The organism is Klebsiella sp. GN_Kp190 (assembly GCF_040061795.1).
Classification (GTDB): Bacteria; Pseudomonadota; Gammaproteobacteria; order Enterobacterales; family Enterobacteriaceae; genus Klebsiella; species Klebsiella michiganensis.
Genome location: NZ_JBEAFN010000002.1, coordinates 72,871 through 88,197 on the forward strand (window position 1 = coordinate 72,871; position 15,327 = coordinate 88,197).

The following is a 15,327-nucleotide window of genomic DNA, read 5'->3' on the forward strand; positions in this document are numbered from 1 at the left end:
CTTAAGTGGTATGTTTATGATTTGTCAGTATTTTTATAAGTAACGGAAAACGCTGGCTTTTCCTTTTTGCTTTTTTTATGTACAAAATTAGCAACGGATACCCACGGCGGGTTGAGTAAAACTTCAGCAACAATTACGGGAGTCATCGATATGACAGCAGCGCCGCTTTGGTTAATTGAGAACGTTCGTCTGCCCGATCGCGAAGGGTTATGGCAGATAGCGATAGACAAGGGGCGCTTCGGGGATATCACCCCTATGGGGGAGGCGCGCAAAGAGAATTTTGAAGTGCTGAACGCCCGCGGCGGACTGGCCATCCCCCCTTTTATTGAGCCGCATATCCACCTTGATACGACCCAAACCGCCGGAGAGCCGAACTGGAACCAGTCCGGGACGCTGTTTGAAGGGATTGAGCGTTGGGCGGAGCGTAAGGCTTTATTGAGCCATGAGGACGTTAAAGCCCGCGCGTGGAAGACGCTGAAGTGGCAGATCGCCAACGGTATCCAGTTTGTTCGTACCCACGTTGATGTTTCCGATCCGATGCTGGCCGCGCTCAAAGCCATGCTCGAGGTAAAGCAGGAGGTCGCGCCGTGGGTAGAGCTGCAGATTGTCGCCTTCCCCCAGGAGGGCATTTTATCCTACCCCAATGGTGAGGGCCTGCTGGAAGAGGCGCTGCGTCTGGGTGCCGACGTGGTGGGCGCGATTCCGCATTTTGAATTTACGCGCGAATATGGCGTGGAATCCCTGCACATCGCTTTCCGTCTGGCGAAAAAGTATCAGCGGCCTCTGGATATCCACTGCGATGAAATTGATGATGAACAGTCGCGGTTCGTTGAAACCGTGGCGGCCCTGGCGTTAAAAGAGGGGATAGGTCCGCAAGTAACCGCCAGCCATACCACCGCGATGCACTCCTACAATGGCGCCTATACGTCACGTCTTTTTCGTTTGCTGAAGCTCTCCGGCATTAACTTCGTCGCTAACCCGCTGGTCAATATTCACCTCCAGGGACGCTTTGACGACTATCCGAAGCGTCGCGGTATCACGCGCGTGAAGGAGCTGATGGCGGCGGGCATTAACGTCTGCTTTGGCCATGACGATGTATTTGACCCCTGGTATCCGCTGGGGACCGGCAATATGCTGCAGGTGCTGCACATGGGTCTGCACGTTTGCCAGATGATGGGCTATCAGCAGATTAACGAGGGACTGAAGCTGGTCACGGAAAATAGCGCGCGCACGTTTGGCCTGAGCGATTACGGTATTGCGACGGGGAACACGGCGAATCTGGTGATTCTGCCCGCGGAAAACGGGTTTGAGGCCGTGCGTTGTCAGGTTCCGGTGCGTTGGTCAATCCGCCAGGGGAGAGTCATTGCCACCACGCAGCTGGCGCAAACCTGGGTTCAGATGGATCGGGGCGGGGAGGAGCTGTTCTTTACCCGAAATAGCCCCTTTGCCGGAACAAAGGGGCCTGAGGCTTAGTGCGATTCCGCTGCCGCGTTGTTCTGACGGTGGCGGGAGACGAAGCCGAGGATCAGACACATCACAAACACCACGGCATAGAGGCCGTTAGCGGTATGCAGCGCTGCCAGCGGACCGCTGGCGGCAACGATAGGGCCGGTCACGACGAAAGTCAGCATAGTACCCACGGTGCCGCAGGTCAGAATGAAGTTCACCAGCTTCGGCGACGACACTCGGGTTTGCTGTGAACCCAGGGTGATGATCGACGTATAGATGGCGCTGGAGAAGAAGCCGAGGGTCAGAATAAACCACGGCATATGCTCCGGCGAACCGTTGATAAACAGATACATCAGTACCGTCGCTACGCCCGCCAGCACGGTCAGAATACGCTGCAGGTCGAAGAAGCGCAGGATGAAGCTGAAAGACCACATGCCGATCATGTACGACATCCAGAAATCGCTCACCAGTTTACCCGCGTCGCCAAGACTCATGCCCAGGCCTTTGGCGTATTCCGGCACCCAGGAGATGAAGCCCAGCTGACCGAGGATGTAGCATAGCGCAGCGATGGAGAGGAACAGCACGCCGATACCCCATTTCTCTTTCACTACCGGTTGGCTATCCTGCAGGGCTTTTTTGCCCAATACCGGGAATTCGCAGCCGAAGGTCAGAATGAAAATAGCGACGTAGACCAGGCCGATGCAGGCATAAACCCAGTACCATTCGATGCTGCGCGCCAGCAGATAAGCGGCCAGCATCGGGAAGATCATCCCCGCCATGCTGAAGAAGGAGTCGGTGAACAGCAGACGCGCTCCGCGCTGACGGCCTTCATACATATGGGTGATCAGGAAGGTACCAATCGACATGGTAATCCCGCTGACCAGGCCAAGCACGAACATCGAAGCGGAAAACAGCGCCAGGCTGTGGCTGAACATTAAACCCGCGACGGCCAGAACCATCAGGATAAAGCCAAAACGCAGCTGGGTTTTCAGCGGAACAATTTCCATCAGCCAGGCGTTCAGGAAGATAGAGATCAGGATACCGGCATTAAGGAAAGTAAAGGTGTTGCTCATACTGGAAACGGGCAGATGAAAATAATCTGCGATATTTCCCATCACCATCCCGGTGACAATCACCAACGCGCCGGTCAGGGCGTAGGAGAAGAAGCTGATCCATGTGAGCTTGATACGATTGCTGTTAGTCATGACTGGCCTGTGAATAGAAATGTAAAGCGCGTTGACTCTGCGCCGGGCGGACAGATTTTATGCGTTAGCGTGATTCAAGCAAACGTTTATTCTGAAATTTATATCTTTTTGCAATTCTTAGTGTGACTAATATCACATTTATCTATTTGGCCGATCGCCAGGCCCACCGTTACAACTGTTTCAGCTAAGTAAAATTAGGTAAAAGGCTGGCCCAGGATGCAAAGGCTCTTTAGAATCAAAGCACTCGGTTTTTATTCTGCTCCGTTAAGGAATTTCCATGCTCAAATCAACTCTCGCGGCGGTGGCTGCCGTTTTCGCCATTTCAGCATTCTCCCCGGCCATGGCGGCAAAAGGGGATCCCCATGTGTTGCTGACCACGTCTGCGGGCAATATTGAGCTTGAGCTGAATAGCCAGAAAGCACCGATCTCGGTGGATAACTTCCTCAAGTACGTGAACAGCGGCTTTTATAACAACACCACTTTTCACCGGGTGATCCCGGGCTTTATGGTGCAGGGCGGCGGCTTTAACGAGCAGATGCAGCAGAAACAGCCTAATCCACCGATTAAAAACGAAGCCGACAACGGCCTGCGCAATACGCGTGGCACCATCGCCATGGCGCGTACCGCCGATCAGGACAGCGCCACCAGCCAATTCTTTATCAATATTGCGGATAACGCCTTCCTCGATCATGGCCAGCGTGATTTTGGCTATGCGGTGTTTGGTAAAGTCGTTAAAGGTATGGACGTGGCGGATAAGATTTCTCAGGTGCCGACCCATAACGTTGGCCCGTATCAGAATGTACCGTCCAAACCTATCGTGATCCTTTCCGCAAAAGTTCTGCCGTAATTTTATTTTGCGCGGGTAACCCGTACCCGCGCAGCCCCCGCTTCCCTGCGAAATCGTTTTTTGCCGCTTATACTTGTGGCAACTGCGGACGCGTCAGGGAGGTGTTAAATGAAAAAGCTCACCGAAAAACAGAAATCCCGTCTCTGGGAGGATCGACGTAACGTGAATTTTCAGGCCAGCCGACGGCTGGAGGGCGTCGATGTTCCGCTGATAACCCTTACCCCCGAAGAAGCCCTGGCGCGCATTGCGGCGTTAAGGAGTCACTATGAGCGATAAATTCGGCGAGGGGCGGGACCCCTATCTCTACCCCGGTCTTAAGGTGATGCGCAACCGCCTGGGAATTCGCCAGGCTCAGCGACTTGAGCAGGCGGCGTGGGAGCTGACCGCCTTACGCGCGGCAACCATTGAACTCGGGCCGTTGGTGCGGGGATTGCCTCATCTCTGCGCTATTCATCGCCAGCTCTATCAGGATGTCTTCGACTGGGCAGGGCAGCTGCGTGAAGTGGATATCTATCAGGGCGACACCCGTTTCTGCCATTTTGCCTATATCGAAAAAGAGGGAAACGCGCTGCTTCAGGATCTTGAAGAGGAAGGTTATCTGGTGGGCCTCGCGCAGGATAAATTCATTGAACGTCTTGCTCATTACTACTGCGAAATTAACGTCCTGCATCCTTTCCGTCTCGGTAACGGCATGGCGCAACGCATTTTCTTTGAGCAGCTGGCTATCCATGCGGGCTATACGCTGGATTGGCGCGATATTGCGGTCGATGCGTGGAACCAGGCCAACCAGAGCGGAGCGATGGGCGACCTTTCTCCACTGCGGACGATATTTCGCAAAGTGGTAAGCGAAGCGACGGAAACTGAGTAGAATAGCGCGGTTCTTTGTTCCCGGAGCCGCTATGATCCTGCTTATCGATAACTACGATTCTTTCACCTGGAATTTGTACCAGTATTTCTGCGAACTTGGGGCGGAAGTGCTGGTCAGGCGTAACGACGAGCTGACGTTAGCGGACATTATTTCCCTGGCGCCAGCGAAAATCGTTATCTCGCCGGGCCCCTGTACGCCGGATGAGTCCGGGATTTCACTGGCGGCGATCCGCCATTTTTCCGGCCAAACGCCGATCTTAGGCGTTTGCCTCGGCCATCAGGCCATCGCCCAGGTTTTCGGCGCCGCTATCGTACGAGCCGCCAAAGTCATGCACGGGAAAACGTCCCCCGTCAGCCATACCGGCCAAGGGGTGTTCCTTGGACTGAATAACCCGCTTACGGTGACCCGCTACCACTCCCTGCTCATTGATCCGCTAACGCTGCCTGAATGCTTTGAGGTGACCGCCCGCAGCGAAGAGGGAGAGATCATGGGCATTCGCCACCGCGTGTTCGATCTCGAGGGCGTGCAGTTTCATCCGGAGAGTATTCTCAGCGAGCAGGGCCACCAGCTGCTGGCAAACTTCCTCAATCGGTGATTTGTAGTTGCCATGAGTTGATTTTTTATGCATATTTTGTGATTAGATTATCATAATCATTGCTGCATAACGTAAAGGATGGGCACCACATGGCAACTGAACAACCGGCAATCACCCGCGCTACATTCGATGAGGTCATTTTGCCGATTTATGCACCGGCAGAATTTATTCCGGTGAAGGGTAAGGGAAGCCGGGTATGGGATCAGCAGGGTAAAGAGTACGTTGATTTCGCCGGTGGGATTGCCGTGACCGCGCTCGGTCATTGCCATCCGGCGCTGGTGGCGGCACTGCATGAGCAGGGTGAAAAGCTGTGGCATACCAGCAACGTTTTTACCAACGAACCGGCCCTGCGACTCGGGCGGAAGCTGGTGGATGCGACTTTTGCCGATCGCGTCGTGTTTATGAACTCCGGTACGGAAGCTAACGAAACGGCTTTCAAGCTGGCTCGCCATTACACCGTGACCCGCCATAGCCCGTACAAAACCAAAATCATCGCTTTCCATAATGCGTTTCACGGTCGCTCGCTTTTCACCGTCTCCGTCGGCGGTCAGCCGAAATATTCCGACGGGTTTGGGCCGAAACCGGCCGATATCGTTCACGTGCCGTTTAACGATTTACACGCGGTGAAAGCCGTGATGGACGATCATACCTGCGCGGTGGTGGTCGAGCCGATTCAGGGTGAAGGCGGAGTGACGGCGGCGACGCCGGAATTCCTGCAAGGATTGCGCGATCTCTGCGACCAGCACCAGGCATTGCTGGTGTTTGATGAAGTACAGTGCGGTATGGGGCGTACAGGCTCGCTGTTTGCCTATATGCACTACGGCGTGACGCCGGATATTCTGACCAGCGCCAAGGCGCTTGGCGGCGGCTTCCCTATCAGCGCGATGCTGACCACCCATGATATCGCCAGCGCTTTCCACGCCGGTTCTCACGGCTCAACCTACGGCGGTAACCCCCTGGCCTGCGCGGTCGGCGGAGCGGCCTTCGATCTGATTAACACGCCGGAAGTGCTGGACGGCGTCACCGCGAAGCGCGAGCTGTTTGTTGAGCACCTTCAGCGCATTGACGCGCGGTTCGATCTGTTCAGCGATATTCGCGGCATGGGTCTGCTTATCGGCGCCGAGCTGAAGCTGCAGTATCACGGGAAGGCGCGCGATTTCCTCTACGCCGCCGCAGAGGCGGGCGTCATGGTGCTCAATGCCGGACCGGACGTGATGCGCTTCGTACCGTCGCTGGTGATTGATGATAGCGATATTGCTGAAGGCATGGCGCGCTTTGCCCTGGCGGTTGAGCGGGTGCTTAGCGCTTAGTGGCGCGCAGCCAGATGCCATGATGCGGACGCTGACGCCATGCCACCGATGAAATGGTGTGCATGGTGTTCAGATGCCCGAGGATGCGCTGCAAATGCTGCTCCATCGTACTGAGCGGGCCGCGAGGAACCTCCGCATCCTGCGCTTCCATAATGTTCACATCCCCCGCGCTGCCCGGCCCGTCGGAATCCAGCCGCTGCTGGCAGCGCTGGAGCGCAATCTCGCAGGATTCCAGATAACGCTGCGCCAGATCCGGCGTCAGCATATTGTGCTCGCGCGCCAGGGTGGTCATCGCGTTAATATGCTCGACAATAAACTGGCTGTGGGTCACCCACAGCTTCATGTCTTCCAGATAGTGCGAGTTAAAGCCGGGTTCCTGCATCGCCTGATTCAGCGAGTTAAACAGCGCGTTATGCGCCTGATTAACGCGCATGCGCTGGTAGGCCAGCGCCGGGGCCTGATGATCGTCGCTGAGGATCAGCCTGATCGCTTCCTGATCGGCTTCCAGCGCATCGTGGGCATTTTTGCGCAGCAGCCCGCTTTGCCACTGTGGCCATAGCCAGACCATTCCGCCGAAGGCGATCAGACAGCCAATCAGCGTATCAATCAGTCTGGCGATGATAAACTGCTCGCCGTTCAGGGTGAGCAGCTGCAGAGTGTACACCGCCGTCACCGTAAACCCGACCATCGCCCAGCCGTAGTGCTTGCGGATAATCAGATAGCTTAACAGCGTGATGAACAGCATCGCGGTCAGCGTATAGCCTTCAGGAACGTGAAAGTGCAGCGTGAGCCCGGCAATGACCAGTCCCGCAATGGTTCCGGCAGCCCGATGGACGATACGTACCCGGGTTGCGCCGTAGCCGTTTTGCGTCACGAACAGCACGGTCATCAGGATCCAGTAGGGCTTAGGCAGATGCAGCGCGCTGCCCATCAGGCTGGCGACGCTCAGCATCACGCTGATACGCGCCGCGTTTCGTAACGCCGGCGACTTAAGCGACAGATAGTTTTTCAACGCGGGCAGCAGCGGCAGGCGGCGGGTTTTATCCGCCATCAGGTTACGCGCGTATAGCGGGCGCTGGGTGCGCAGAACCCTGGCAATGCGGCTGAAGTGCCAGGCGCAGAACTGGCCAACCGGATTATCCGGATGCTGCCAGGCGATTTTTTCCAGCGCGCCGATCTGTTTATCCATCTGAAAGCGCTGAGGATAACGGTGGTAGAGGAGATCGTCCGCCAGCTCCCGCAGGCGGGCGGCAACGGTTTGCGCGTTCCAGCGAATCACCGCTTCCGCGTGGCTGCGCTCCACCAGTTTCTGCACCTCTTCCGGCTGATGAAGACTGACGGAAATATGTTCCTGAAGGTCCAGTCCAACCTGGAAAGCGCGCAGCAGGCGTTTGTGATCGCTGCGCTGGTTAGCCGCCAGCATATGCATCTGCTGATAGCACTGGGTAATCAGATCCACCACCTTCTGCTGGCGGTTGAGCAGCGGCGGCAGCGATGTGGCGGGGTCCGTATGCTGGGTAAGCAGACTGTATTTGGCCTCGCAGTAGTTGGCCAGCTCCCGGTAGAGCAGGCTTAATGATTCGCGCAGCGGCTGTTCGCGCCACAGCCAAAACCAGAACCAGTTAAACACGCCATACCATAAGGTGCCCATGGCGTAGATTAACAGCGGCTCCCAGATCGGCATATTGCCAGCGAGACTGAGGGTAAAAATAGCCGCGATAAGCGAGGCGGGCAGCAGCCGAGCGTGCAGGGAGCTGATTTCGGCGGTGACGCCGAGGATGAGCGCCAGACCCGTGAGGATCAGCGGCAAAGGGATGTCTCGCTGCAGAAGGAGCTGAACGATCAGGCTACAGCCGGCAAACAGGCTGCCGCCGATAATCAGGCGTTTAAAGAAGCGTTTATGCGGCGTATCCAGCCCGGCAACGTTGCAGCAGGCGGGAACTAGAGAAAACAGCAGCCCCTGCTGGAGATGACCGAGCAGAAGCCCAATCGCAACCGGCAGACACAACACCAGCGTTTGCCGCAGTGCATAGTTGACTTCCGGGTGGTAAATCAGCCTGCGCCACATGAGGGGAAAACAAAAACGGCGTATTGTTAGGCAATACGCCGTTTTACCGACTTAACGGGTACCGTAGACGACGATAGTTTTACCGTGCGCGGAGATCAGGTTTTGATCTTCCAGCATTTTCAGGATGCGGCCAACGGTCTCGCGGGAGCATCCGACGATCTGACCAATTTCCTGGCGGGTAATTTTAATTTGCATACCGTCCGGGTGGGTCATCGCATCCGGCTGTTTAGCCAGGTTCAGCAGCGTCTGAGCGATACGACCGGTAACGTCAAGGAAGGCGAGGTTGCCGACTTTCTCAGACGTGACCTGCAGACGACGAGCCATCTGCGAAGAGAGACGCATCAGGATGTCCGGGTTAACCTGGATCAGCTGACGGAACTTTTTGTAGGAGATTTCGGCCACTTCACATGCGGTTTTCGCACGTACCCAAGCGCTACGCTCCTGGCCTTCTTCAAACAAGCCTAATTCACCGATGAAATCGCCCTGATTAAGGTAAGAGAGGATCATCTCTTTACCTTCTTCATCCTTGATGAGTACAGCCACGGAGCCTTTAACGATGTAGTACAACGTTTCTGCTTTCTCACCCTGGTGGATCAGCGTGCTCTTTGATGGGTACTTATGAATGTGGCAATGAGACAAGAACCATTCAAGGGTAGGGTCTGTTTGCGGTTTGCCAAGCACCATGCGCGGTTATCCTCTGTTATAAGCTATCTCCGGGTGCCGACACTACACGGCATCCGGGCATGCAATCGTATTGAATCCCTATACCTGGGAATCCGGCTGAAAGTTTTCTGCAGCCTGTAATGTGAACTCCTCTGCATACATGCAGTACATCAATGTATTACTGTAGCATCCAGATTGTTTTAGCATAGCTTTCGCCGCATGTCTCCTGGTGTCTCGCTTCAGCATGACCCAGGTCGCCTTCCGTTGCGAGAATTGTTATGTACGCGTAATCTGTCAGGAAAATTACAGCCCTGGAGTTAAATTTATGCAAGCGCGAGTGAAGTGGGTTGAAGGGTTAACCTTCATCGGTGAGTCGGCTTCTGGCCACCAGATTCTGATGGACGGCAATTCCGGGGATAAAGCGCCCAGCCCAATGGAAATGGTACTGATGGCGGCAGGCGGATGCAGCGCGATTGATGTGGTTTCCATATTGCAGAAGGGCCGCCAGAACGTCACCAACTGCGAAGTTAAGCTGACCTCGGAGCGCCGCGAAGAGGCGCCGCGTCTGTTTACCCATATCAATCTGCATTTTATCGTGACCGGTAAAGAACTGAAGGACGCTGCCGTGTCTCGCGCGGTCGACCTGTCGGCGGAAAAGTATTGTTCCGTCGCGCTGATGCTTGAGAAAGCGGTAAACATTACCCACTCTTATGAAGTGATCGAAGGGTAAGCCGAACGCGCCCCGGCCGGCAATCGCGCCACCGGGGTTCTGGCTACTCGCTGATTTTCCGGCCTTCCATCAGCCGCTCAACCAGCGGCGCCATAATCAGTTCCATCGCCAGCCCCATTTTCCCGCCCGGTACCACCAGGGTATTCATATGCGAAATAAACGAGCCCTGCAGCATCGCCAGTAGCCAGGGGAAATCGATATTTTTTAGATTACGGAAATGGATAACGACAAAGCTTTCATCCAGTGAAGGAATGGCTTTGGCCGCAAACGGGTTGGACGTATCCACTGTCGGTACGCGCTGAAAGTTGAGGTGGGTGCGTGAAAACTGCGGGGTGATAAAGTTGATGTAATCTTCCATCGAGCGGACCACGGAATCCATGACCGCCTCACGAGAGTGTCCGCGCTCGCTGGTGTCGCGGATAAGCTTCTGGATCCACTCAAGATTGACGATGGGCACCACGCCGACCAGCAGGTCGACATGGTTTGCTACGTTATGCTGTGGCGTCACAACGCCGCCGTGCAGGCCTTCATAAAACAGGACGTCAGTCGGTTCCGGCAGCGGCTGCCAGGGCGTGAAGGTCCCCGGAACCTGATTCCACGGCACGGCCTCGTCATAGGTATGTAAATATTTGCGCGACTGGCCTTTGCCGCTTTGCCCATATTCGGCGAACGTGTGTTCCAGCAGGCCGAAGTCGTTAGCCTCGGGGCCAAAGTAGCTGATATGTTTGCCCTGATCGCGTGCTTTACGGATCGCCATGTCCATTTCCGGACGGGTATAGCGGTGAAAGCTATCGCCTTCAACTTCGGCGGCGTGCAGATTAAGCTGGGCGAAAATTTTGCGAAAGGCGAGGCTGGTGGTCGTGGTTCCCGCGCCGCTGGAGCCCGTGACGGCAATCACCGGATGTTTGGCAGACATAACAACTCCCAGAGTAAACGATAGTGTGTGCCGCTTTAGCCGTGAAACTGCTTGCGGGGCATGATATTCACCGTTTCGTGCAGTTCTGACCACACCAGCACGGCTTCTCCGCTTTTCAACTGCTGTTTAACATCCGCGACTTTATCCGTCAGCGAACGTTCATGTTCACCATAATCGGTGCCTTCACGTAATACAAAACTTTCGATCAGGTTATCCAGCGTTTCGGGATCGAGATCTTGCCAGGGAATGATCATATTTGCGCTCCTAGCCAACGGGTTAGCCAATCCGGGATGCGTTTTTCAAGCCACATTTCAGGCTTACGCAGCGTGCCGCCGACGAAGCCGACGTGCCCGCCGTGCTCCGTGAGCTGATATTCGACATTCGCCGGCAGCTGCTCCTGCGGGGGAATCGAGTGGTGATCCATAAAGGGATCGTCCTTCGCGTGAATAATCAGCGTGGGCTTAGTGATATCGCTCAGGCGCGGCATGGCGCTACACTGGCGATAGTAGTCCAGCGCATCGGCAAAACCGTGGATCCTGGCCGTAATGCAATCGTCAAACTCGCGGATACGGCGCATGCTTTTTAGCTGGCGTAAATCGACGGGCAGAGAGCCGGGATAGGCTTTTAGCTTACGCGCGGCGTTGGCTTTCAGCAGGTTGAGCAGGTAGCGCTGATAAACGCGGGAGAAACCTTTGTCCATATGATAGCTACAGGCTTCCAGCATAAACGGCGCCGAGACGATAACCGCGGCATCAACGGGAATAGCGTCGCCTTCTTTTGCCAGCAGGCAGCCCAGCATATTGCCCCCGAGCGAATATCCCACCGCGGCGGTGGGAATCGTGCCGTACTCGCGCTGGAGCCAGCGCAGAAACCAGGAGCCGTCTTCCGTTTCGCCCGAGTGGTAGATGCGGTTATTCCGGTTGGGTTCGCCGCTACAGCCGCGAAAGTGCATCACCACGCCCAGCCAGCCGCGCTGCATTGCCGCATGGATAAGTCCGTGTGCGTAAGGGCTGTGTAGGCTCCCCTCCAGGCCATGAAATACCACCAGACGAGGTTTATGGCGCGCCTGAGAAGGGTCTTCACTCCATGCCAGATCGACAAAATCGCCGTCCGGCAATTCCAGACGCTGCCAGTGGGGAGTAAAGCGGAGTTTGCGACGGATTAGCCGCGGCAACATGGTTTGCAAATGACGATTGCCTACGCCGCGCATCGGATGAAACTGCTGCGAGTCGTCTTCAGGGGGCGTCATTTCTGTAGGAGTGATATCAACCATAGCACCAGAGCAATAAATAATCTTTATAACATACTATACCGCGCATGAAGTGCGCAGGTTAGCCCATATGTGGCCTTGCGGCTAATCGGTCAGCAGGTTACGTGAAAAGAGATGAAAATCGACGCCGGGTTTACGCCGCCATAGCCGCGCTTTCCGCGCGCCGGTTGCCGCTGTTTCACCGGTCTCTTCAAACATTCCGGAGGCTTCGAAGCGGCGAATCAGGCTTTTGCGTTGAATCGGCTGACCAAGGATGATTTCCGTGGCTTCCAGCAGCTGACCATGGGTAAAGGTCTCCGGCAGACAGTAAACCGGCAGTAAAGAGTACATCGTTTTTTGGCGTAAGCGATGCAGACCGGCGTCGATAATCTTTTGATGATCGAAAGCCAGCGAATAGCTATCCAGCTGCGCCACCGGCACCCAGCGGGCATCGCTGACGCTGGCGATATGCGGCTGACACTCTACCCACGAGATTAACGCAAACCAGGCGATAGTCAGGCTCCAGCCGCGCGGATCGCGATCCGGCCCGGAGAAGGTGTCGAGCTGCTCCAGCCATGACGGTGAAATCCCGGTTTTTTCCGTGAGCTTACGTAGCGCCGTGACGCGGGTTGAATCATCGTGCGCCAGATCGATAAAGCCGCCGGGTAGTCCCCACGCCCCCTGCTGCGGTGGATTAGCGCGCTCAACCAGCAGAACGCACAGCGCCCCTTCATGCAGGGTAAACAGGACGCTGTCGACGGTCACCAGCGGCGAGGGAAAGCGGCTGGCATCGTATTGGCTGAGGTATTCGGCATCGTTGGTCATAGAGCGCTCGCAGCGGAAAAGAACGCTGACAAGTGTACCAGCCCCTTCCTGAGCAGCAAGTATCCATTTTTATTATTGTTTTTCAATTGCTTAATCCAAATCTCCGCTTAAAAGACATTTAACGCTTGCACAATATGTGTCTTAGGGACATTATTGATTGTGTCTTAGGGACACAATTTAATGAGCGGAGGTCATCATGAGCGAAAAATTTACCCTGGAACTGGATGATGAAGCGTTTACGCTTGCCAGCGGCGTCTTTCCCGATGGCGCTGTGTGGCTGAAGGTGACCGATCCACTACCGCCTTCCGCCCGTCTGATGCGCATCCGGGCGGTTGCTCTGCGCGACATGAACGATTTTATGCTGCTGGCGCAGCTGGTGGAGGCCGTGCGTCATGTTACCGACGTGACGTTTAGCCATCTGGAACTGCCGTGGCTGCCGTGGGCGCGTCAGGATCGTCATATGGTACCGGGAGACAGCTTCGCGCTGAAGGTCTTTGCCAGGCAGCTTAATACCCTTGGCTTTGACAAAGTCGTGGTGCTTGACCCGCACAGCGATGCCGCAGCGGCGGCAGTCAATAATATGGTCGCGGTGGCTCAACAGCACTGTCTCCTGCAGAGCGCCGGTCTGCGTCAGGCTATTGCTGCCGGGGAGCTGATGCTGGTGGCGCCGGATGCCGGCGCGCTAAAGAAGATTCATCCTGTGGCTAAAGCCTGCGGTGCCGGAGAGTTCGCGATCCTCGGTAAAGAGCGTGATCTTACCAGCGGCGCGTTAACCGGTTTTTCCCTGCTGGCCGGTAATGTCGCGGGGAAAGCGGTGCTTATTGTTGACGACCTCTGCGACGCTGGCGGCACCTTTATCGGCTCGGCGCAGGTGCTGCGCGAGGCGGGCGCCCGCAGCGTGAGTCTGTACGTCACCCACGGTATTTTTTCCAAAGGCGTAGAGCATCTGTTGAATAACGGCATCGATGCCGTTTACGCCACCACCTCTTTGACTTCTCCTGCCCTGGCTCATCCGCAGCTGGAGCTTATCGATATTGACGCCATCTACCGCGCACATTGGGGATAACATGATGAAAATAAATCCGATTCTGGCCATTGATGGTTATAAAGTTTCCCATCGCGTGCAGTATCCGCAGGGGACAACGAAGGTTTACTCTAACTTTACCCCGCGCAGCGATCGTTTTTTCCAGTCGCCGCAGGCCGATGGCAAGCTGGTGTTTTTCGGCCTGCAGGGCTTTCTGCAGTGGTTCCTGGTCGATCTGTTTAACGAGGCGTTTTTCGCCCGCCCGGAAGAGGAGGTCGTGAACGAGTATAAGCAGGTGATGGACGGCTATCTGGGGCGCGATACGGTTGGGGTGGAGCCTATTCGCGCTCTGCATCGCCTTGGCTATTTACCGCTGCATATCAAAGCGCTGGATGAAGGCACCAAGGTGCCGATGAAAGTACCGGTGCTGACCATCACCAATACGCAACCTGAGTTCTTCTGGCTGGTGAACTATCTGGAGACGGTGCTTTCGGCGGAGCTGTGGAAAGCGTCAACCAACGCGACCATCGCCCACCACTATCGCCTGATTTGCGAACGCTGGGCGGAGAAAACCTGTAGCGATCTGACGCACCTTGATTTCCAATGTCACGACTTTTCGTTTCGGGGGATGTCCGGGCTGCACGACACTGCGCAGTCGGGCTGCGGACATCTGGCCAGCTTCAAAGGGACCGATAGCCTGCCTTCGCTGCTGTATGCCCGTGATTATTACACTCGCGGTGAAGATGAGCTCATCGGTGCCAGCATTCCGGCTACGGAACACAGCGTGATGTGTATGGGCGAGCGCGAGCGGGAAATTGAAACCTTTCGCCGGCTGATTACCGAAGTCCACCCGCAGGGTTTCGTCTCTATCGTCTCGGATACCTGGGACTACTGGCAGGTGCTGACCGAATACACCCGCGAGCTGCAGGCAATAATTATGCAGCGTCAGGGGCGCGTGGTATTCCGTCCGGACAGCGGCGATCCGGTGGCGATTCTGTGCGGAACCGCAGCTGACGACGACACCCGCAGCGAGCGCAGCGCCGAGGAGAAAGGCTCCGTGGAGGTTCTGTGGGAAATTTTTGGCGGTACTATCAACGAAAAAGGATACAAGGTGCTGGATCCGCATGTCGGCCTGATTTACGGCGATTCCATTACTCTCGCCAGAGCGGATGAGATCCTGCGTCGCCTGGAAGCGAAAGGCTTTGCCAGCGCTAACGTGGTGTTCGGCGTGGGTTCATTTACCTACCAGTACAACACCCGCGATACCTTCGGCTTCGCGATGAAGGCAACCTGGGGGGAGGTGAACGGCGAGGGAAGAGCCCTCTTTAAGGAGCCGAAAACCGATAATGGTCTTAAACGTTCGGCGCGTGGTTTGCTGCGCGTGGAACGCGACGCCTTGGGGGAACTGCAGCTGTACGATGGGCAAACGCTGGAACAGGAGCAGCAGGGCGAGTTAAAAACGCGCTTTCTGGATGGCAAGCTGTACGGCTATGTCTCGCTGTCGCAGATCCGCGCTCGGCTGGCGGCGCAGCGCTAAGCCACGGTGCGGAGGATGAAAAAAGGCGGGTTAGCCCGCCT

16 protein-coding genes are annotated in these 15,327 nt (G+C 55.9%); 9 read left to right on the forward strand and 7 right to left on the reverse strand.

Annotated elements, in window-relative coordinates; all coding sequences use genetic code 11:
- Positions 1 to 150: 150 nt before the first annotated feature.
- A complete protein-coding gene (locus ABLU67_RS00770) occupies positions 151 to 1,473 on the forward strand; it encodes a cytosine deaminase (RefSeq protein WP_348852107.1) in 1,323 nt (440 codons plus the stop codon).
- Here the strand turns inward: ABLU67_RS00770 and tsgA are convergent.
- Positions 1,470 to 2,654 (reverse strand): MFS transporter TsgA, encoded by a 1,185-nt coding sequence (tsgA, locus tag ABLU67_RS00775; RefSeq protein ID WP_004854892.1) that lies wholly within the window; start codon positions 2,652 to 2,654, stop codon positions 1,470 to 1,472. The genes ABLU67_RS00770 and tsgA overlap by 4 nt on opposite strands.
- Before the next feature lie 277 nt (positions 2,655 to 2,931).
- Between tsgA and ppiA the strand changes: the two genes are divergently transcribed.
- The 5 genes from ppiA (at position 2,932) to ABLU67_RS00800 (ending at position 6,274) form a co-directional block, all read left to right on the forward strand.
- A complete protein-coding gene (gene ppiA / locus ABLU67_RS00780; RefSeq protein ID WP_004854889.1) occupies positions 2,932 to 3,501 on the forward strand; it encodes a peptidylprolyl isomerase A in 570 nt (189 codons plus the stop codon).
- 108 nt (positions 3,502 to 3,609) lie between these two features.
- A complete protein-coding gene (locus ABLU67_RS00785) occupies positions 3,610 to 3,777 on the forward strand; it encodes a YhfG family protein (protein ID WP_004854887.1) in 168 nt (55 codons plus the stop codon).
- Positions 3,767 to 4,369 (forward strand): putative adenosine monophosphate-protein transferase Fic, encoded by a 603-nt coding sequence (locus ABLU67_RS00790; RefSeq protein ID WP_009654847.1) that lies wholly within the window; start codon positions 3,767 to 3,769, stop codon positions 4,367 to 4,369. Before ABLU67_RS00785 ends, ABLU67_RS00790 begins: the two co-directional genes overlap by 11 nt.
- A gap of 31 nt (positions 4,370 to 4,400) precedes the next feature.
- Positions 4,401 to 4,964, forward strand: coding sequence for an aminodeoxychorismate synthase component 2 (gene pabA, locus ABLU67_RS00795; RefSeq protein ID WP_014227049.1), 564 nt, complete (start codon positions 4,401 to 4,403; stop codon positions 4,962 to 4,964).
- 89 nt (positions 4,965 to 5,053) lie between these two features.
- Entirely contained in the window at positions 5,054 to 6,274 is a 1,221-nt protein-coding gene (locus ABLU67_RS00800) for an aspartate aminotransferase family protein (RefSeq protein WP_116280689.1), read from the forward strand.
- On the opposite strand, the gene ABLU67_RS00805 is transcribed toward ABLU67_RS00800, so the two are convergent.
- Entirely contained in the window at positions 6,264 to 8,342 is a 2,079-nt protein-coding gene (locus ABLU67_RS00805; protein WP_014839675.1) for a YccS/YhfK family putative transporter, read from the reverse strand. The genes ABLU67_RS00800 and ABLU67_RS00805 overlap by 11 nt on opposite strands.
- Positions 8,343 to 8,393: 51 nt before the next feature.
- Complete coding sequence (gene crp, locus ABLU67_RS00810; protein WP_000242758.1) at positions 8,394 to 9,026, reverse strand: cAMP-activated global transcriptional regulator CRP; 633 nt, start codon at positions 9,024 to 9,026, stop codon at positions 8,394 to 8,396.
- 304 nt (positions 9,027 to 9,330) lie between these two features.
- On the opposite strand from crp, the gene ABLU67_RS00815 reads away from it, so the two are divergent.
- Positions 9,331 to 9,735, forward strand: coding sequence for an OsmC family protein (locus ABLU67_RS00815; RefSeq protein WP_004854875.1), 405 nt, complete (start codon positions 9,331 to 9,333; stop codon positions 9,733 to 9,735).
- A 43-nt stretch (positions 9,736 to 9,778) separates the two neighbouring features.
- On the opposite strand, the gene ABLU67_RS00820 is transcribed toward ABLU67_RS00815, so the two are convergent.
- From ABLU67_RS00820 to ABLU67_RS00835, 4 genes are all read right to left on the reverse strand, one after another.
- Complete coding sequence (locus tag ABLU67_RS00820) at positions 9,779 to 10,651, reverse strand: phosphoribulokinase (protein ID WP_004854874.1); 873 nt, start codon at positions 10,649 to 10,651, stop codon at positions 9,779 to 9,781.
- 35 nt (positions 10,652 to 10,686) lie between these two features.
- Positions 10,687 to 10,905: a YheU family protein gene (locus ABLU67_RS00825; RefSeq protein WP_004125965.1), complete on the reverse strand. Its 219-nt coding sequence runs from the start codon at positions 10,903 to 10,905 to the stop codon at positions 10,687 to 10,689.
- A complete protein-coding gene (locus ABLU67_RS00830; RefSeq protein WP_263441373.1) occupies positions 10,902 to 11,861 on the reverse strand; it encodes a hydrolase in 960 nt (319 codons plus the stop codon). Before ABLU67_RS00830 ends, ABLU67_RS00825 begins: the two co-directional genes overlap by 4 nt.
- 144 nt (positions 11,862 to 12,005) lie before the next feature.
- Positions 12,006 to 12,725: an NUDIX domain-containing protein gene (locus ABLU67_RS00835; RefSeq protein WP_348852108.1), complete on the reverse strand. Its 720-nt coding sequence runs from the start codon at positions 12,723 to 12,725 to the stop codon at positions 12,006 to 12,008.
- Between the two features lie 196 nt (positions 12,726 to 12,921).
- On the opposite strand from ABLU67_RS00835, the gene prs reads away from it, so the two are divergent.
- Both prs and ABLU67_RS00845 read left to right on the forward strand, forming a co-directional pair.
- Positions 12,922 to 13,791: a ribose-phosphate diphosphokinase gene (gene prs / locus ABLU67_RS00840; RefSeq protein ID WP_224384536.1), complete on the forward strand. Its 870-nt coding sequence runs from the start codon at positions 12,922 to 12,924 to the stop codon at positions 13,789 to 13,791.
- Between the two features lie 4 nt (positions 13,792 to 13,795).
- Positions 13,796 to 15,286, forward strand: a complete 1,491-nt coding sequence (locus tag ABLU67_RS00845) for a nicotinate phosphoribosyltransferase (RefSeq protein ID WP_049084405.1) — start codon at positions 13,796 to 13,798, stop codon at positions 15,284 to 15,286.
- The last annotated feature ends 41 nt before the right edge of the window (positions 15,287 to 15,327 follow it).